Source organism: Cognatitamlana onchidii (assembly GCF_004804355.1).
In the GTDB taxonomy this organism is placed as follows: domain Bacteria; phylum Bacteroidota; class Bacteroidia; order Flavobacteriales; family Flavobacteriaceae; genus Cognatitamlana; species Cognatitamlana onchidii.
Genome location: NZ_SRWZ01000004.1, coordinates 166096 through 185149, shown reverse-complemented (window position 1 = coordinate 185149; position 19054 = coordinate 166096). Strand labels below are relative to the sequence as shown.

Genomic DNA, 19054 nt, shown 5'->3' with positions numbered 1-19054 from the left:
GGATGACAAAACACAAATTATGTCCGTTTTAGTATATACAGAATCAGATCAAGGAACTTTTAAAAAAGCAGCTTTTGAAGTGGCTTCTTATGCTAAAGCCGTAGCAGATCAATTAGGCACTTCGGTTACAGCAATTTCCATAAACGTAAATGATGCTTCTCCTTTAGGAAACTTTGGGGTCGATAAAGTTTTGAATGTGAGCAACCCTTCATTAAATGACTTTAATGCGCACACCTATGCTAGTATTATTCAACAAGCTGCAGAGCGGGAATCTGCACAGGTTGTTATTGTAAGTTCTAGTGCCGATAGTAAATATTTAGCCCCACTTTTAGCCGTTAAGCTAGAGGCTGGTTATGCTTCAAATGTTATTGCTGAACCTTCAAACACAAGTCCATTTACTGTAAAACGCAATGCCTTTACAAACAAAGCATTTGAGTTGACACAAATAAATACCAAAATAAAAATATTAGGTGTTTCAAATAATGCCTTTGGTATCGTTGAAAATAGTGCGAGTGCCAGCGTAGAAGATTTTGCACCTGCCTTACCTGAATCTGGCATTTCTGTTAAATCTGTCGATAAAGCAAGTGACAAGGTAACCATAGCAGATGCCGAAATAGTTGTATCTGGTGGAAGAGGCTTAAAAGGTCCTGAGAATTGGGGTATGATTGAAGAATTAGCCCATGTATTGGGTGCAGCAACCGCCTGTTCAAAACCAGTATCTGATTTGGGCTGGAGGCCCCATGGTGAACATGTTGGACAGACCGGAAAACCTGTTGCTTCAAACCTGTATATTGCCATTGGGATCTCTGGTGCCATACAGCACTTAGCCGGGGTAAGCGCGTCCAAAACCAAGGTTGTTATCAATACAGACCCTGAAGCTCCTTTCTTTAAAGCAGCCGATTATGGCGTTGTTGGCGATGCCTTTCAGGTGGTTCCAGAACTCATAGAAAAATTAAAAGCGTTTAAATCTCAGCAATAAAAAAAGAATATTAAATTGTAATCGACGATAGAACTGCTTAATTTAGCTTTTTATACCTATTTCTGCATTAGCAGTTGGTAAAGTTCTAAATTAAGTGGTTCTTTGCGTTTTTAACTATTATGAGTTTAGTAAGATTAAATATTAAGGGCATTTCTTATAGCCAGACCCAAAATGGGGCTTATGCTTTGATTTTGAATGAAGTAGATGGCGACAGAAAACTTCCAATAGTAATTGGTGCTTTTGAAGCGCAATCCATTGCCATTGCATTAGAGAAAGAAATTAGCCCGCCAAGACCATTAACCCACGACTTATTTAAAAACTTTGCTGATCGATTTGATATTGTTGTTAAACAAGTAATTATTCACAAGTTAGTTGACGGTGTTTTTTATTCAAGTCTTATTTGTGAACGTGATAAAATTGAAGAAATTATTGACGCTAGAACTAGTGATGCTATTGCCTTAGCCCTGCGTTTTCAAGCTCCTATTTTTACTTATAAAAACATACTAGATAAGGCCGGTATTTATTTAAAAGTTAACCCTAAAAAAGAAGATACCAACCAAGAAAACGAAGATAGTATCTTAATGGATGAATTGGTTACCAATGAACTTGAATCCGATCAGCCTAAAGAAAGCTTTAAAGGTAAATCCATTGAAGAGCTAAAAAAACTGTTGGATGAAGCAGTGGCTAATGAAGACTACGAAAAAGCAGCCCGCATTAGAGATGAAATTTCAAAACGTGAGTAATACAGCATTATGAAAAGGCTTTTTTTGTTTTTTGTTGCTTCCTGCATCTTATTTTCTTTAAATGCTAAGGCGCAAAATGACAAAAGCGATCCTATAATTAGTAGTCCTGTTAAAAAAACCACGTTAATAGACTCGACAACATTATCGTTTGAGAAACCCCACAAGACTGAGGTTACTAGTGATTCAGCCCTTGATATTCCAAAGTCAACAACCAAAACCATTATCCCAAACCAAGGATTTTCATTGAATAGCTTATTCCGAGGCCTCATTGGTATGCTCTCTTTAGTTTGCCTTGCTTTACTTTTTAGCAGCAACAGAAAAGCAATTAACTGGCGTATTGTAGGATTAGGTCTAGCCTTTCAATTATTTATAGCTATAGGCGTTTTAAAAATAGACCTAATAAAAAATGTATTTGAATTTATAGGTAGTTTATTTGTTAGCGTTTTAGACTTCACTAGAGCTGGTAGTAAATTTTTATTTGAGGGTTTGGTAGTAGATATGGAAACTTTCGGTTTTATTTTCGCTTTTCAGGTACTTCCAACTATTATCTTCTTTTCGGCATTAACTTCAGTTCTTTTTTATTTAGGTATCATTCAAAAGATTGTCAAAGCCATGGCTTGGCTACTTTCTAAAGGACTTAAAATTTCAGGAGCAGAAAGCCTTAGTGTGGCAGGCAACATTTTTTTAGGACAAACAGAAGCCCCGCTGTTAATAAAGGCATACCTCGAAAAAATGAACAAATCTGAAATGCTACTGGTTATGATTGGCGGTATGGCCACTGTGGCTGGTGCTGTTCTGGCAGCCTATATTGGGTTTCTTGGAGGAAGTGATGAAGCCCTGCGCCTTTTCTATGCTAAACATTTATTAGCAGCCTCAGTAATGGCGGCTCCAGGCGCCATAGTGATTTCAAAAATATTATATCCTCAAACGGCCAGAGTAAACACAGATGTGTCTGTTTCTCAAGAAAAAATTGGAGCAAACTTTTTAGACGCCATTGCAAACGGCACCACAGAAGGATTAAAACTAGCGGTAAACGTAGGCGCCATGCTCTTAGTTTTTGTTGCTTTTATTGCTATGTTTAATGGTATTTTAGGTTGGATTGGAGACATCACTTCTTTAAATAATTTCATCGCTTCCAATACTACTTATGAAAACCTATCACTTGAGCTAATTTTGGGCTACACCTTTGCTCCACTCATGTGGCTTATTGGTGTTGCCAAAGAAGACATGGCCTTGATGGGTCAATTACTTGGAATTAAGTTGGCTGCTAGTGAATTTATAGGATATATTCAATTAGCAGACTTAAAAGATGCTTCAAACGCTTTACACCTTCGTTATGAAAAATCAATAATTATGGCCACTTATATGCTTTGCGGGTTTGCTAATTTTGCCTCTATTGGCATTCAAATTGGAGGTATAGGATCTTTGGCTCCTGGGCAACGTAAAACCCTATCTAGATTTGGCATGAAAGCACTCATTGGAGGCACCATAGCATCGCTTGTTTCAGCAACCATTGCTGGAATGATTATCGGCTAATTTAGAATGCCAAACACTACAGGTTTTAAAAAACCTTTAACCCATTTAGCTTCTCGTTAATAACTTTTAATATCTATATACTTTTCTCTCAAAATAGTAATTTGTCTTTTTGTTAAATTGCAATGCTGCAATCATAAAATTTTATGACCTGCAAATACGTATAATTTTAAACCAAAATTCCTATGTATACTAGGAATAGCATATGAAACAATACCACGACCTAGTAAAGCATGTTTTAGAGAACGGCAACGAAAAAAGCGATCGTACTGGCACTGGAACAAAAAGTGTATTTGGTTATCAAATGCGCTTCGATTTGAGCGAAGGTTTCCCTATGGTGACCACAAAAAAATTACATTTAAAGTCGATAATTTACGAACTATTATGGTTTTTAAAAGGTGATACTAACATTGATTATCTTACCAAAAACGGGGTAAGAATATGGAATGAATGGGCAGATGAAAACGGTGATTTGGGACCCGTTTATGGGCATCAATGGCGTAATTGGAATAGTGATGAAATAGACCAAATTAAAGAAGTTATTACCACTCTTAAAAACAATCCAGATAGCAGAAGAATGTTGGTTTCTGCTTGGAATCCATCAGTGCTACCAGACACATCTGTTTCTTTTAGTGAAAACGTTTCTAACGGAAAAGCAGCGCTTCCGCCATGCCATGCCTTTTTTCAGTTTTACGTGGCCGATGGTAAACTATCTTGTCAACTCTATCAAAGAAGTGCAGACATATTTTTGGGAGTTCCATTCAATATTGCATCATATGCACTATTTACAATGATGATGGCTCAGGTATGCGGCTATGAGGCTGGTGAATTTATTCACACATTTGGCGATGCGCATATTTACAGCAATCACTATGAGCAGCTAAAGTTGCAGCTATCAAGAGATATCAGGCCCCTACCTAAAATGATTTTAAACCCTGATATAAAAGATATTTTCGATTTTACCTTTGAAGATTTTACTTTAAAAGATTACAACCCACACCCCCATATAAAAGGTGTTGTAGCTGTATAAATGAAAAAGGCACCTTTTTGTAAAAAGGTGCCTTTTAAGTTAAGTTTTACCAGGGTAAATTAAATATTTATAACGCCATTCTCTGCACCTGCATAATCATTCCATGCATAAGCATCAGCAGCCTCGTCATTAACATAAACGCCGTCTACAACATATTTGAATTCATAAGAATTTCCAGTTTCTAAATCAACAGTCCCTTTAAAGGTACCATTTTTTAATTTTTTCAAAACTGCTTTCTTTTCATTCCAGTCGTTAAAAGACCCAACAACCGATACTTTTTTTGCATCCTCTGCAGGTAAAGAAAAAGTTACTTTACAAACTGGTTTACTCTTTAAAAATTGTTTCTTAATTGCCATAATATAATTTTTTGATATAATCTATTTTGATTCTTTTTTTATACCACAAATTTATAAACATTTTTTAACCCAAAGGTAATCAGTAACCTATAGTTCTAAAGAATTATCAATTTGCTAATATGACTTCCCAAAAAATTGAAGTCTATAAAAAAATTAGCATAATAATTATATAATTCTTAATCAAAAAAACAGTCTTTTTTACTGATTTTCAGCATACTTAACATCGAAAACGTTTTCGATATTTTGATTTTTCAGAAGCTTTAGGAATGATTATGATGTCAATAAAAAAACTCTAACTTTACAAACCACAATATAAGATCATGTTCAGCAAAAAGAAAACCACAACATCTATAGATAAAGATCAGTTAGAACTTTTAGAAAATGCTCAAAAACGTATTAAGCAAAAAAAAAGGTTATACATTCATTTTATCTTTTTTTTAATAGGTAGTGTATTTTTAATACTAGCTAATACGGTGTTAGGTATTGGCAAAGAGGTTACGCTTTTTGGAAAAGAATGGTTTTTATTTGCCATCCTTATTTGGTTATTCTTTCTTATTTATCATATGTTCAATGTGTTTATAACTAATAAATTTATGGGAAAAGCATGGGAACAAAAACAAATGGAAAAATTAGTATCTAAACAAGAAGCTCGCATTAAAAAAATGAAAACCAAATTAATAAAAGAAGAAAATCTACTAGAAACAAGTACCTCAAAAAATAGTTCATTAGAATCCCCCAAAAAAACCATCCTTACTATTATTGTTGCAGCAGCTGAGAATAATGCTATAGGCAAAGAGAACAAACTAATATGGCATTTAAGTGATGACTTGAAACGATTCAAAACTTTAACAAATGGGCATCATATTATTATGGGACGTAAGACTTTTGAAAGTTTTCCTAAACCACTTCCAAATCGGACACATGTGGTAATTACAAGACAAAAAGATTACAAAGCTCCTGAAGGCGTTATAGTGGTTCATAGCCTAACAGACGCTATTGATGCTAGTAGACATGATTCTCAGCCTTTCATTATTGGTGGTGGAGAAATCTACAAACAAGCCATGAACATAGCAGACAGAATTGAACTTACACGTGTGCATGAGAGTTTTGAGGCAGACGCCTTTTTTCCTGAAATAGACCCTACCGTTTGGAGAGAAACGACCAAAATTAGGCACCATAAAGATGACAAACATCATTATGATTTTTCGTTTGTTACTTATAACCGCGTTGATTAAAATGTTTATTGTAGGTTGAATCGTTATTTAATCAATTTTATACCAGTAATTGTAATTCATGCCGAACAAAAAAATAAGTCTTAAAGAAGCTGTTTCCATTGGTATTGGTGGCATGGTAGGTGGCGGTATTTTTGCTGTTTTAGGCTTAGCAGTCTCACTAGCTAAAGGCGGAACTCCCATGGCCTTTTTATTTGCCGGTGCTATCGCATTAATAACTTCTTATAGCTATATTAAGTTATCTCTTAAGTTTCCTGACCGGGGAGGCACTGTCAAGTTTATAAATCAAGGGTTTGGAAAAACAGTATTTAGTGGATCTATTAATAACCTGCTCTGGATAAGCTATATAATTATGCTGTCTTTATACGCTTCTGCATTTGGATCGTATGCTCCTAACTTGTTTGAACTAGTTAGCCCCGATATAGACTTTCATATATATACCACCAGTATTATTATTCTAGCCACATTTATAAACTATTATAGCATAAAAGTTGTTGGAAAAATAGAAGCCTATGCCGTAGTTATAAAACTCATTATTCTAATGGGTTTTATAGTCATTGGAATATATGGGTTGTTTTCAAGTAGTCATCTCCAGCAACTTTCTGTTGAAAACTGGAAAACACCGCTTCAACTAATTACTGGAGGCATGGTTATTTTTGTTGCTTATGAAGGTTTTGAACTTATTGCTAATGCTGCCCCAGATATTCATAATCCGAATAAAAATACTCCAAAAGCCTATCTATACTCTGTGTTATTTGTTATTCTCTTGTACCTTACCATTGCTATAGTTACTGTAGGCTCTTTACCTTTTGAAGTTATAGCTAACGCCGAAGATTATGTTTTGGCAGAGGCCGCTAAACCTATGCTTGGAGCTATAGGCTTTAAAATAATCACAGTAGCAGCCCTAATTTCTACTTTTTCAGCTATTAATGCGTCCTTATATGGAGGAAGCAGAGTAAGTTTTGAAATTGCTGAAGACGATGAACTCCCGCATCATTTAACTAGCAAACTCTGGAACCAACCTATAGGTTTACTAATAACAGCAATAGCCACCTTAACCTTTGCAAATGTTCTAAACCTAGAGAGTATTTCAACAGCAGGTAGTGTGGGTTTCTTGTTAATATTTGCTATGGTAAACTATGTTGGGTATAAATTACACAAAGACGTCCAAGGCAATAAATTCATTCCCTACCTTGGCTTTATAATGTGCTTATTGGCCTGTATTATACTTATATCCCAACAATATCAATCTAATTTTATTGGAGTCATGGTTTCTTTTGCAATAATCGCCCTATGTTTTATTGCGGAGGTTATATATAAACAAAACAGAAAAAAACAAAACAAGAAACACTAAGTGCTTTACATTTTGCTAAATCTTCACTCTGTATATTAATTCCATTTTAAAGAAGAGACTTCCCTTTATTTTTGGATTAAGCTGTTGCCTATTATCTCCAAAATTAAATGCAATAAATCCAAAATCTATTTTATCCCCATAGGTATGCACTTCATAATCATCACTAGCATATCCAAATTTCCCTCTTAATATGACATTTTTAAACAATCGATTATACTGGGCATATCCAGCAAATTCTAAAGAATTTAATTGTACATACTGATTGGCTTGGCCTTCTTCTAAATTAAAACTCCTTCCTATACCAAAATAACTAAACCCATAAGTAAACTTACCTTGAGTGTAATTAATATCTGCCGATATAGGCATGTAAATATCCATCTCAATTTTTTCATTCTTACTTAAAGAATGCCAACCTAAAATGGGGGTTGTATAAAAACCAAAAGCTTCCGAAGAACTATATAAACCAAAACGATACTTAATATTGTCTTTCTTTTGATAGTTCAATATACCATAACCACCAAAGAAAAAGTCATTACTAGATATGTCATGATAATCAGAAGCAATTTTAGGTAAGAAAACCAATAACATACTCCAATTTTCAGAAAAAGAACCACTAAACCCAACTTTAAGTGTTGTACTATACAAATTGGTATATGGAGCTTTTATATTATCTGAAGAGGGAAATAACTGCAAGCTATTTCTACTGAATATGCCTCCGCTTATAATCGCATAATTGTCATTTAAAACAATTGGCAATGTCAAATTGCCCTCTAGTGAAGTTATGTTGGTACTTTGATTGGTTCCCTCAAACTTGTTTTCTAGGCTCTGGCTCATTCCTAGTTTAAAAACATCTATATAGTCTTGAGAACCAACTAATAAAGGGACACATACTAAAGCAAATAATATGATTTTAAAAGTATTCATGACTTACTAATATACTATTTTATTAAAGCTTAACCCATCTTATAAGAAAAATGCTTTTTTTGAAGCATGCAGTAAGCTAAAGATTTAACAATACTGAATATATCTGTTTTGGATTTAATCATTCAAACCAAACAGCTTTATTTAGTACCTTCGCCAAATGGTGAAAGAACTGCAACTTCGTATAACACTTCAGGAGGAAGAACGCAATGATATTTTAGTTTTTAAGTCGGCTTTAAAACTAGGTATTGACCGAGAAGATATTACAGGGGTTAAGGTTCTAAGAAAGTCTATCGATGCTAGAAAACCAAAAATCATATTTAATTACAAAGTAGCCGTATACATAAGAGAAGCCCTTCCAAAGAGTTCGAATTATAATTTTGATTACAAAGATGTTTCAAACGCTAATCCAATTCATATTATAGGTTTTGGCCCCGCTGGTATGTATGCCGCCTTAAGGTGTATTGAATTAGGCTTTAAACCTATTGTTTTAGAGCGAGGAAAAAATGTAAAAGATAGAAGACGTGACCTCAGAGCAATAAATCAAAAACATATTGTTAATGAAGATTCTAATTATTGCTTTGGTGAAGGTGGTGCTGGGACTTACAGCGACGGTAAACTTTACACACGAAGTCTTAAGAGAGGTGATGTTCGCAAAATTTTTGAAAACCTAGTTTATCATGGAGCTACCGAACAAATCCTAATTGACGCTCATCCGCACATAGGTACAAATAAATTGCCTAAAGTTGTTCAAAACATTAGAGAAACTATTATTAAATATGGTGGCGAAATTCATTTCGAAAAAAGGGTAACAGATTTTAACATAAAAAATAACGAAATCAACGCTATTAGTCTTCAAAATGGAGAAACTATGAACGTTGATAAAGTTATACTAGCAACAGGACATTCTGCAAGAGATATTTTCTATTTATTAAACAAAAAAGGCATCTCCATAAAAGCGAAATCCTTTGCTATGGGGGTTCGTGTAGAGCACCCTCAACATATTATAGACTCTATACAATATCATTGTTCTGGTGCGAGACACGAACTATTGCCTGCTGCTTCTTATGGCCTAGTGCAACAAGTTAAAGACCGCGGCGTTTATTCTTTTTGCATGTGCCCAGGTGGCTTTATAGTACCTGCTGCCACGGCCCATGGAGAGGTTGTAGTAAATGGTATGTCTCCATCAAGACGCAATAACCTGTATGCAAACTCTGGAATTGTTGTCGAAATCAATGTGGATGCCGATTTACCGAAGTACGAACAATATGGCCCTTTAAAAGGACTAGAATATCAAAAAAACCTCGAACGCCTTGCATTTACTTCAGGAGGAAGGAGTCAAGTAGCTCCTGCCCAACGTTTAACCGACTTTGTTGAGGGTAGATTATCGAATAACTTAAACGACACATCGTACCAACCCGGCTTAAAATCTGCGCCGCTTCATTCCTTACTTCCAAAATTTATTGGCGGAAGACTTAGAAAAGGATTTGAAGCTTTTGGAAAGAAAATGAATGGCTATTACACCGAGGAAGCCAATATTGTAGGTGTAGAATCAAGAACCTCATCCCCTATTTCTATACCTAGAAATAAGACTTTAGAACATCCAGAAATTCGTAATCTGTTTCCCTGTGGTGAAGGAGGTGGTTATGCAGGAGGTATTGTCTCAGCTGCCATGGATGGCGAGCGCTGTGCAGAAGCAGCTTCAAAAACTCCGTGATTTTTGTTATATTGAATTTTCAATAACAACTATTAATTTTCAAACATGACGGAGAAAGAAAAAATGATTTCTGGTGAGATGTACAACCCTTCTGACGAGACCTTAGTTGAAGACCGACGGCGCTGTAGAATTCTTCAAACTAAGTTCAATTTCCTTTCTGAAAATAAAAAACACGAACGCAACGAGTTACTAAGTAAGTTAATTGCAAATGCCAAAACCAACCTATACATAGAACCTCCTTTTTATTGCGATTATGGTTACAATATAATAGCTGGGAAAAATGTATACTTTAACTTTAATTGCTGCGTTCTGGATGTAGCAACGGTTACCTTGGGGGATAACGTTATGATTGGTCCGTATGTACAGATCTATACTGCTACACATCCTCTTGAACATGAATTAAGAAACAGTGGTTTAGAGTATGCGAAGGCCATCAATATAGGCGACAATGTATGGATTGGAGGGAATAGTACCATTTGCCCTGGTGTTACCATAGGAAATAATGCTGTTATCGCAGCAGGAGCTGTGGTTACAAAAGATGTGCCTACCAACGTGGTAGTTGGTGGTAACCCTGCCAAAATTATTAAATGGATGGATAACAGTTAAATATTAATTATTATTTTTACGATTCTAATTTTAAACAAATGAACGCATATATTTTTCCTGGACAAGGTGCACAGTTTTCCGGAATGGGTCTGGACCTTTATGAAAATTCATCCTTAGCACAAGAGTTATTTGAACAAGCAAATGCAATTCTTGGATTTAACATTACAGATATTATGTTTGAAGGCTCTGCGGAAGAACTTAAAGAAACAAAAGTTACTCAGCCTGCTATATTTTTACATTCTGTAGTTTTATTTAAAGTCTTAGGAGATTCTTTAAAACCTGATATGGTTGCAGGACATTCCTTAGGTGAATTTTCTGCTCTTGTTGCTAATGGTGTCTTAAGCTTTGATGACGGTTTAAAACTGGTTGCTCAACGGGCCATGGCCATGCAAAAAGCATGTGAACTTCAACCAAGTACAATGGCTGCCGTACTAGGCTTAAATGATGATATTGTTGAAAAAGTTTGTGCTAGTACTGAAGGCACCGTAGTTGCTGCGAATTATAATTGCCCAGGACAACTAGTAATTTCTGGTGAAATCGAAGCCATTAATAAGGCCTGCGAAGCCCTAAAAGCAGAAGGTGCAAGAAGAGCATTAGTACTGCCTGTTGGAGGTGCATTTCATTCTCCTTTAATGGAACCTGCCAAAGAAGAATTAGCTGCAGCTATTGAAAATATGTCTTTTGGTAAACCTAACTGTCCTATTTATCAGAATGTAACAGCAAATGCTGTGAAGGATGAATCACTAATAAAAGCTAATTTAATTTCCCAATTAACCGCTCCTGTTCGATGGACACAATCTGTACAACAAATGGTTGCAGATGGTGCCTCATTATTTACTGAAGTAGGACCTGGCAAGGTACTTCAAGGGTTGGTTAAGAAAATAAATAGAGCATCGGAAACGGCTTCTGCTACGTTATAAACTTTTTTTAAATGAAGCATGAAAGACGCTCCGCGTATATTTTCATAGTAATAATTTTAACCATAGTAGCAGATCAAATATCTAAAGCTATTGTTCGAGCTAATGTCTTAGGGAGGACAGAAACAACTCCTAGCGAACGTATTCCTATTATTGGCGAGTATTTCACGCTAATGAATGTTGAGAATACTGGAGCCTTTTTAGGTATGGGAAGTGATTTAAATCCTACGTTAAGAATTATCTTGTTGCTTATTTTGCCAATTTTAGTTCTCGGTTTTGTATTACGTCATATTTTAAAAGACAAAACGCTAGACAACTGGTCTCTTTTTGCTTTTTCTAGTATTATTGGAGGCGGCATAGCCAATGTATATGACAGAATCGTTTATGGTTCTGTGACCGATTTCCTTTTTATAGACCTTGGAGGTATTTTTAAAACAGGTATATTCAACCTTGCAGACCTGTCTGTTACAACAGGAATGATTATCTTAGTACTGTTTAGTTTTAAGAAGAAAAAAACATCATAAAAAAGGGTTGCAATTAGCAACCCTTTTTCATTTATATCACAATTAATTTAATCATTAGCCCTTACCTTCTGCTCCCATTTCCAAGCCGAATCCATGGCTTCATCTAACGTTAATTTAGTTTTCCATCCTAATTCGTTATTGGCCTTATTAGTATCGGCATACGCCGAAATGATATCGCCTGCCCTCCTGCCAACAATTTTGTAGTTTAATTTTTTACCCGAGACTTTTTCAAAAGATTTAACCACTTCAAGAACAGAACTACCTTTTCCTGTTCCTAAGTTAAAGGTCTCGTAATTAGCCTTGTTATTATTTTGCAATAGTCTGCCTAAGGCTACAACATGCGCTTTTGCTAAATCTACTACATGTATATAATCTCTAATACAAGTTCCATCAGGTGTAGGATAATCATCACCAAAAACAGAAAGCTCTTCACGCAAGCCTATCGCTGTCTGTGTAATAAAAGGCACTAGGTTTTGCGGAACTCCAATGGGTAGCTCCCCAATTTCAACAGAGGAGTGAGCGCCTACTGGATTGAAATAACGCAATGCAATAGCCTTTAAATTGGGCTCCACCTTGCACGTATCTTGAATAATCTCTTCTCCTATTTGCTTTGTATTACCGTATGGGGATTCGGCTTGTTTAACAGGCGCATTCTCAGTAATTGGTAACTCATCTGCTTGCCCATAAACCGTACAAGACGAGCTAAATATAAAACTTGCTGACGGGAGTTTTTTTAACTCTTTTAGTATATAAACTAAAGTACTAATGTTGTTTTCATAATACAATAATGGCTCCTGAACACTCTCTCCAACCGCTTTACTTGCTGCAAAATGAATCACTCCTGTTACATTATTATGTCTTACAAAAAAGTTCTCCACGTCTCCCTTTTCTTTAAGATCTATTTGCTCAAACAAAGGTCTTTTCCCTGTTATAGCTTCTATCCCATCTAAAACCTTAATAGAAGAATTTGATAAATCGTCAATAATAACAACCTCATAACCTTCATTTTGCAATTCTACAACAGTATGAGATCCTATAAACCCCAATCCGCCTGTTACTAATACTTTACTCATTTACATAATTTATAATTGTCGTGGTTATAAAATCTATCTGTTCATCATCTAATTCTGTATGCATAGGTAAGGAGACTACTTCTTTAACCAAAGTGTTCGTTATCTTAAAATCATTTTCATCATAGCGCTCATCTGCATATGCTTTTTGCTTATGTAAAGGAATCGGATAATACACTCCACAAGGAATACCGTTTTCATTTAAATGTTTTACCAACCCATCTCTATCAACTCCTTTTAGTTTTAAAGTGTATTGATGAAAAACATGGCAATCACAAGCATCACAAATCTCCTTGCATGAGGCTGTTATAACAGGAGTCACTATTTTATCATGACCTTTAAATGCTTCGTTGTACTTTTTTGCGGCCTGTTGTCTTGCCTTATTGTAACTATTTAAACGAGGTAATTTTGCTTCCAACACTACGGCCTGAATACTATCTAATCTGGAGTTTACCCCAACAACATCATGGTGGTATCGTTCATACATGCCATGATTGACTATGCCTCTTATGGTATGAGCCAATTTATCATTGTTAGTAAAAATAGCTCCACCATCTCCATAACATCCTAAATTTTTTGAAGGAAAGAACGAAGTAGCACCGACGTCCCCAATAGTTCCTGCTTTTACCTTTGTACCGTCTTTATATGTATAACTGGCCCCAATGGCCTGTGCATTATCTTCAATTACATACAGGTTATGTTCTTTAGCTATCTCCAGAATAGCTTCCATATCCGTGCATTGCCCAAATAAATGAACTGGTACAATAGCTTTTGTTTTTGGTGTAATAGCTTTCTTTATGGCCTCAACATTAATATTAAAATCATCCTCATTCACATCTACCAATACCGGAGTTAATTGTAATAAGGCTATCACCTCAACTGTTGCGGCAAAGGTGAAATCGGCAGTAATAACTTCATCTCCTGGTTTTAAACCTAATCCCATCATAGCTATTTGCAAAGCATCTGTTCCGTTAGCACATGGAATAACGTGCTTGACACCTAAATAGTCTTCTAAATTCTTTTGAAATTGGTGCACCTTAGGCCCATTTATAAAGGCCGTATTTTCAATAACTTCTTGAATGGATGGATTTACGATATCTTTGATACCCTCATACTGACCTTTGAGGTCAACCATTTGAATTTTCTTCATCTAAAAAAAATTACAGCCTATTTTAAGTAATAATAATGGCTAATTTTAATGAATACCCACTGTGAGCAAAACGAAAACAAATTTACAAAATTCATTCACCCTGACCAATCAATGCCATGATAATAAAAATGGTATTCAAACAATTAAAAAGAAGCCGCTAGTTTAATATCAATTATATTTGTGCTGGTCTCTATGATTTATTGAAAACCAAAATAAGTATTCAATTGAACTTAATTTATAACCTTGGTATTAACCTGTTGAGCTTAGCCCTGAAATTTGGAGCTTTGTTTAACGCTAAACTGAAAGCTGGTGTAAATGGTCGAAAATATACCTTTGCAACTTTGTCACGTCACTTAAATGAGACCGATAAAACGCTTTGGTTTCATTGTGCATCTCTGGGTGAATATGAGCAGGGTCTTCCTGTTTTTAAAGTACTTAGAAACCATTACGCTAGTTATAAAATTGTTTTAAGCTTTTTTTCGCCCTCTGGATATAACATACGAAAAAACACTCCTATCGCAGATTTGGTGGTTTATTTACCTATCGACACCAAAACAAATGCTAAGCAATTTATAGAACTTGTAAACCCCAGGCTGAGTGTTTTTGTTAAATATGACATTTGGCCCAACTATTTAAATGAAATACGCCAAAAAAAACTAAAAGCCATTCTAATTTCTGCTTCTTTTAGAGAAAACCAACATTACTTTAAATCGTTTGGTGCCCCCTTTAGAAACGCTCTATTTGCTTTTGAACACATTTTTACACAAAACCAGAAATCTAGAGACTTATTGTTAAGTATAAACTATAAAAACGTGTCTGTCTCGGGAGATACGCGCTTTGATCGCGTATCGAATCAATTATTAATAGATAATACACTTGATTATATTAAGGCATTTAAGAACAACCAACTTTGTATCGTAGCTGGTAGCACTTGGCCTGAAGATGAAGACTTACTTATCAACTTTATAAACACCCATCTACCCGATAATACAAAATTTATAATTGCTCCTCATAATATAAATTCGAAACAAATAAAAAGCTTACAACAAAAACTTAAGGTTAAATCGATTCTTTTCTCTAAAAAAGAAGGCGAATCGCTTAGTGAATACACGGTTTTTATTATTGATACAATAGGCATACTATCTAAAATATATAGCTATGCAGATATTGGGTACGTTGGGGGAGGCATGGGAAGTACAGGCCTGCACAACGTTTTAGAACCTGCCGTATTTGGGGTTCCTATTATTATAGGAAAACATCATGAAGAATTTCCTGAAGCCCAAGCCTTAATTAATTATGGAGGATTATTCTCTATCACCAATCAAAACGAATTGGACGCTATTCTAACCACTCTAATTAGCAATTCGAACAAACGCCAAGATTTTGGAGAGAAGAACAGAAACTTTGTGATGAAACATAAAGGTGCTACAAATCATATTATGAAATACATATTTGTAAACTCTTAGAAAGACTTAGTCACTTTTTGGAATAAAGGATTTATCTTTTACTAAAATCCACTTGTCTAATTCAAAACCATCTTCTCTCATTGAAAAAGATACTATGTAATCGCCAGGAGTTTCAAAATTTAATAAGATGGTTTGAGGGGTCCCACAATGATTTTCTGGAACTCTCTGCGCCGACGACCATGTCCAGTTATGCTTTCCTTCGCACAATTGAATGCGAGCTCCACTCTCTGGCCATTCATTATTAACACCAACATGCAATCCATTATCCTCTGAGCCGGAAGAATATGCTCTTACCCATACATAATAGATCCCTGGCGTGTTGATTTTCACCTTGTAAGAAACAAGCCCTCCCTCTCCTGGTTTTGGGAAAAAGTTTTCACCTTTTATTAGCTCATCATTATGAGTTACACGTGTATCAGGCAAAGCTTCAATATAGGCTTCTCCACTTGCACTGCTACTATGGTTAGTAAGTGTTTCTTCTGGAAAAGGTGGTTTTTCTAATTTAGAGCATATAAACCAATCTCTGGGTGAGCCATTATTACTTTTATAATGATATGACTCGGCTTCTACTTCCAGAAATCCGTTTTCTTCTTCATAGGGCTTTACTCCTGATAGCACCTCTTTTAAATCGGCTCCTTTAGGATACAATATCAGGCTACTCCATCGTCCTCTTGACCATGCCGTCCCCCCTTTTTCCGGAATCTTACCATTCGTCACAGCTTTTGAAGAAATTGTTATGGTATCATTTTTTGTTAAGAATACATCTCCTAAGTAAAGTTGGGTTTTATTAAAAGTGGCTTCAGTTTCGGGATTAACTACTAAAGCAAGTTCTGTTCCATTTACAAAAACTTTATACTTAGATTCGCCATCATTCTCGGCTATTGTGTTTAGAACCAGCATATAGTCCCCATTAGTGACATTAAATACAGTATAAGCAGACGCATACTTATTTCGATACTCAATTATAGATGCATTAATAGCCAAGGTACCTCTCTTCTTTTCTTTATAATAAGAGGCTTCCGCCTGTTCAATCTCAAAATCCTGTATTGCGTTTAACGTTATTTTATCAACATCCCTCTGCGCTAATGTAACAACAGAAACCAATAAAAACCCAAATAGTAAGCTGTATCCTTTTATCATTCTTTTTATTTCTTAATATTCATAAAACTATTTTCTTAGATAAAAACTGGTCTATTTAGCTCTGCAGACTTATAAACAGCCTCCTGGGCGCTAAGTGTTTTTAAATAACTTGGCCCATCCGTTTCGAACGCTTCTCCTGAAAAGAGTTTATCAATAAAGTCTCTTTGAAAAATATAACAGCAGTCACCTGCAAAACCTACGTCATTATGCGTGTAAGCGTGATTCTTCTCGTTTTCTCCTAACTTTTGAATGGTAATTTTACCATCAGAATAGAGTCTAATTGATCCCTTTGAGCCATCAATTAAATACTCCCCAAACGTATATCTTGATTTTGCAAAATTATTTTCATTATATCTATTGGCATCCCACACCGCATGGGACTGATTTTTAAAATTAAGAATCATTAAGCCAGAGTCTTCACCCTTTATAACCGGATTCAAACGTTTTAAAATAGCATAAACACTTTCAATCTCACCTGCATGATGCCTAAAAGTATCAATAAAATGAACCCCCGTTTCATAAATCAATAATTTCTTGTAATCTCTAAAATAAGGTTGTCTAGATAAATAAGCTTGTTCTCCCCAGCCGTCTCCCATTCGGCTTCTAAAATTGAGACTAAACAAATCCCCTATCTCATCATGATTAATCATGTTTTTTATTTCACGATGCCATGGCTGAAACCTAAAATTCTCGTGCACAACAAACCGTACATTCTTTTTAGACACATAATCTACAATTCGTTTCGATTCTTCAAAAGTAGGCGCCAAAGGTTTTTGACATATAATATGTACACCATGATCTGCAGCAAACTTACACATGTCAAAATGTGTTTCAGGAGGCGTTATAATATCGACAAAATCTGGTTTTTCTTTAAGAATCATTTCCTTATAATGGGTATAATGATTATTAACGCCATAAGGTTCCATAATACTTTTGGCTCGCTCTAAATTAGAGTTACACAATGCTGTTATTTCAACTTCTGGAATACGTGTCCATGCCTCATATTGAAATCTACTAAAGTAACCTGCTCCAATAGCAACACCTTTTAACTTACTTATCATATTTTATTTCTTTTGAAGAATCCATAAACAACCAACAAACAATGGCTATTATACCTAAAAAGGCTGCCACGTAGAAAAAAGGCTGGGTAGATCCTGTCCATTCTACTAAATAAGGAAAAGCAAGAGCTGTAGAAAAAGCCCCTAAATTTCCAGCCATGTTCATCATGCCAGATACTTTTCCCGAATGCTCTTTACCTATATCCATACAAAAAGACCATGACGGACTTAACGTCATATCTGCACCAAAAATAGCCACAGACAAACATAGTACAGCTCCTAAAGCGGTATCCATAAACAAACTTGATAGTATCCCTACAACAACGAGCACAAAACCAACTATAGCAGGAACTTGTCTTGAAAGTTTCCATTTCCCTGTTTTGTAGATGGTATCTACGGTATAACCTGAAACCCAGTTGCCAATTGCTCCAGCCAATAAAGGCATCATGGCGTAAAACCCTGTGGTCACAAGATTTAAACTGTATTTATCCTTAATATATGGGAATAACCATGTTAGCATAAAAAAGAAAATAAAATTACTTCCTATGTATTGAATCATGGCCAGAATAACATTCTTAGATTTTAGTATAACATTAATCGGTAGTTCTAGCTTCTTAGTTTTAGTTTCCTTTTGGCGGTTATCTATGATATAGTCTTTTTCAAGTTGTGATATCCCAGAATGTTCTTCTGGTTTATTTCTAAAAAGAACATAAAATAGTCCTGCGCAAATAATGCCTACAATACCAAAAAAATAAAAAATCGATTTCCATCCCCAAGCATCAATTAAGTAAGCAACAAGTGGCAGTGCAAAGGCTGCACCCAGTCTAGACCCAGAAAAATTGATTCCTTGAAAAATCCCACGCTCTTTTAAAGGCACCCAAGAAAAAGCTGCTCTTGATATATTCGGAAATGCGCCTGCTTCCGCACCTCCAAATACAAATCTAAAAAACAACATGGAAATATAATTCCATGCTACACCAGTAAATGCCGTAAATATAGACCATAGCACCATGATGGATGTCATTACCTTGCGGACTCCATATTTATCACCTAAAGCACCTCCTGGCACTTGAAACAAAGCATAACCTAGTGCAAATGCACTAAGTACCCAACCCATTTGGATATCGGTTAGGTTTAAGTCTGCACTAATGGAATCTTTAGCTGAAGAAATACAAACTCTGTCGATATATAAGAGTAATGTTATTAGAAATGAGCCTGCAAAAAACCCATACCTTCTTGAGGGTACTTTTTTTATCAT

The 19054-nt window shown here is 35.5% G+C and carries 18 protein-coding genes; 11 read left to right on the top strand and 7 right to left on the bottom strand.

Annotation, left to right across the window (positions count from 1 at the left end):
• Window positions 1-19 precede the first annotated feature (19 nt).
• From E5D58_RS09450 to E5D58_RS09435, 4 genes are all read left to right on the top strand, one after another.
• Window positions 20-979, top strand: a complete 960-nt coding sequence (locus E5D58_RS09450) for an electron transfer flavoprotein subunit alpha/FixB family protein (RefSeq protein WP_136481775.1) — start codon at window positions 20-22, stop codon at window positions 977-979.
• Between the two features lie 119 nt (window positions 980-1098).
• On the top strand, window positions 1099-1722 hold the full coding sequence (locus E5D58_RS09445) for a bifunctional nuclease family protein (RefSeq protein WP_136481612.1): 624 nt from the start codon (window positions 1099-1101) through the stop codon (window positions 1720-1722).
• Between the two features lie 9 nt (window positions 1723-1731).
• Window positions 1732-3258 (top strand): NupC/NupG family nucleoside CNT transporter, encoded by a 1527-nt coding sequence (locus E5D58_RS09440; protein WP_235835886.1) that lies wholly within the window; start codon window positions 1732-1734, stop codon window positions 3256-3258.
• Window positions 3259-3460: 202 nt separating this feature from the next.
• Window positions 3461-4285 carry a thymidylate synthase gene (locus tag E5D58_RS09435; RefSeq protein WP_136481611.1) on the top strand — a complete coding sequence of 275 codons (825 nt, stop codon included), beginning with the start codon at window positions 3461-3463 and terminating at the stop codon, window positions 4283-4285.
• A 59-nt stretch (window positions 4286-4344) separates the two neighbouring features.
• Here E5D58_RS09435 and E5D58_RS09430 read toward each other — a convergent pair whose 3' ends face one another.
• Entirely contained in the window at window positions 4345-4641 is a 297-nt protein-coding gene (locus E5D58_RS09430) for an isoamylase early set domain-containing protein (RefSeq protein WP_136481610.1), read from the bottom strand.
• A 320-nt stretch (window positions 4642-4961) separates the two neighbouring features.
• Between E5D58_RS09430 and E5D58_RS09425 the strand changes: the two genes are divergently transcribed.
• Entirely contained in the window at window positions 4962-5876 is a 915-nt protein-coding gene (locus tag E5D58_RS09425; RefSeq protein ID WP_136481609.1) for a dihydrofolate reductase, read from the top strand.
• A 58-nt stretch (window positions 5877-5934) separates the two neighbouring features.
• On the top strand, window positions 5935-7227 hold the full coding sequence (locus tag E5D58_RS09420; RefSeq protein ID WP_136481608.1) for an APC family permease: 1293 nt from the start codon (window positions 5935-5937) through the stop codon (window positions 7225-7227).
• A 15-nt stretch (window positions 7228-7242) separates the two neighbouring features.
• On the opposite strand, the gene E5D58_RS09415 is transcribed toward E5D58_RS09420, so the two are convergent.
• Complete coding sequence (locus tag E5D58_RS09415; RefSeq protein ID WP_136481607.1) at window positions 7243-8151, bottom strand: DUF6268 family outer membrane beta-barrel protein; 909 nt, start codon at window positions 8149-8151, stop codon at window positions 7243-7245.
• Between the two features lie 157 nt (window positions 8152-8308).
• On the opposite strand from E5D58_RS09415, the gene E5D58_RS09410 reads away from it, so the two are divergent.
• Genes E5D58_RS09410 through lspA form a run of 4 tightly spaced genes read left to right on the top strand, consistent with a single transcriptional unit; the run spans window position 8309 to window position 11912 of the window.
• Complete coding sequence (locus E5D58_RS09410) at window positions 8309-9865, top strand: NAD(P)/FAD-dependent oxidoreductase (RefSeq protein WP_136481606.1); 1557 nt, start codon at window positions 8309-8311, stop codon at window positions 9863-9865.
• A 45-nt stretch (window positions 9866-9910) separates the two neighbouring features.
• Window positions 9911-10471 carry a sugar O-acetyltransferase gene (locus E5D58_RS09405; protein WP_136481605.1) on the top strand — a complete coding sequence of 187 codons (561 nt, stop codon included), beginning with the start codon at window positions 9911-9913 and terminating at the stop codon, window positions 10469-10471.
• A gap of 38 nt (window positions 10472-10509) precedes the next feature.
• Complete coding sequence (fabD, locus tag E5D58_RS09400; protein ID WP_136481604.1) at window positions 10510-11391, top strand: ACP S-malonyltransferase; 882 nt, start codon at window positions 10510-10512, stop codon at window positions 11389-11391.
• An 11-nt stretch (window positions 11392-11402) separates the two neighbouring features.
• Window positions 11403-11912: a signal peptidase II gene (lspA, locus tag E5D58_RS09395; RefSeq protein WP_136481603.1), complete on the top strand. Its 510-nt coding sequence runs from the start codon at window positions 11403-11405 to the stop codon at window positions 11910-11912.
• 47 nt (window positions 11913-11959) lie between these two features.
• Here the strand turns inward: lspA and galE are convergent, their stop codons facing one another.
• On the bottom strand, window positions 11960-12985 hold the full coding sequence (galE, locus tag E5D58_RS09390; RefSeq protein ID WP_136481602.1) for a UDP-glucose 4-epimerase GalE: 1026 nt from the start codon (window positions 12983-12985) through the stop codon (window positions 11960-11962).
• Window positions 12978-14132, bottom strand: coding sequence for a DegT/DnrJ/EryC1/StrS family aminotransferase (locus tag E5D58_RS09385; protein WP_136481601.1), 1155 nt, complete (start codon window positions 14130-14132; stop codon window positions 12978-12980). The genes galE and E5D58_RS09385 overlap by 8 nt, the downstream gene beginning before the upstream one ends.
• A gap of 224 nt (window positions 14133-14356) precedes the next feature.
• Between E5D58_RS09385 and E5D58_RS09380 the strand changes: the two genes are divergently transcribed.
• Entirely contained in the window at window positions 14357-15598 is a 1242-nt protein-coding gene (locus E5D58_RS09380) for a 3-deoxy-D-manno-octulosonic acid transferase (RefSeq protein ID WP_136481600.1), read from the top strand.
• A gap of 6 nt (window positions 15599-15604) precedes the next feature.
• On the opposite strand, the gene E5D58_RS15025 is transcribed toward E5D58_RS09380, so the two are convergent.
• The 3 genes from E5D58_RS15025 to E5D58_RS09365 are packed head-to-tail and all read right to left on the bottom strand — an operon-like array spanning window position 15605 to window position 19054.
• The gene (locus E5D58_RS15025; RefSeq protein WP_205660311.1) at window positions 15605-16738 is read right to left on the bottom strand and encodes a hypothetical protein; all 1134 of its coding nucleotides are present in this window, start codon (window positions 16736-16738) and stop codon (window positions 15605-15607) included.
• A gap of 35 nt (window positions 16739-16773) precedes the next feature.
• On the bottom strand, window positions 16774-17799 hold the full coding sequence (locus E5D58_RS09370; RefSeq protein WP_136481599.1) for a Gfo/Idh/MocA family protein: 1026 nt from the start codon (window positions 17797-17799) through the stop codon (window positions 16774-16776).
• Window positions 17789-19054: an MFS transporter gene (locus E5D58_RS09365; protein ID WP_136481598.1), complete on the bottom strand. Its 1266-nt coding sequence runs from the start codon at window positions 19052-19054 to the stop codon at window positions 17789-17791. The genes E5D58_RS09370 and E5D58_RS09365 overlap by 11 nt, the downstream gene beginning before the upstream one ends.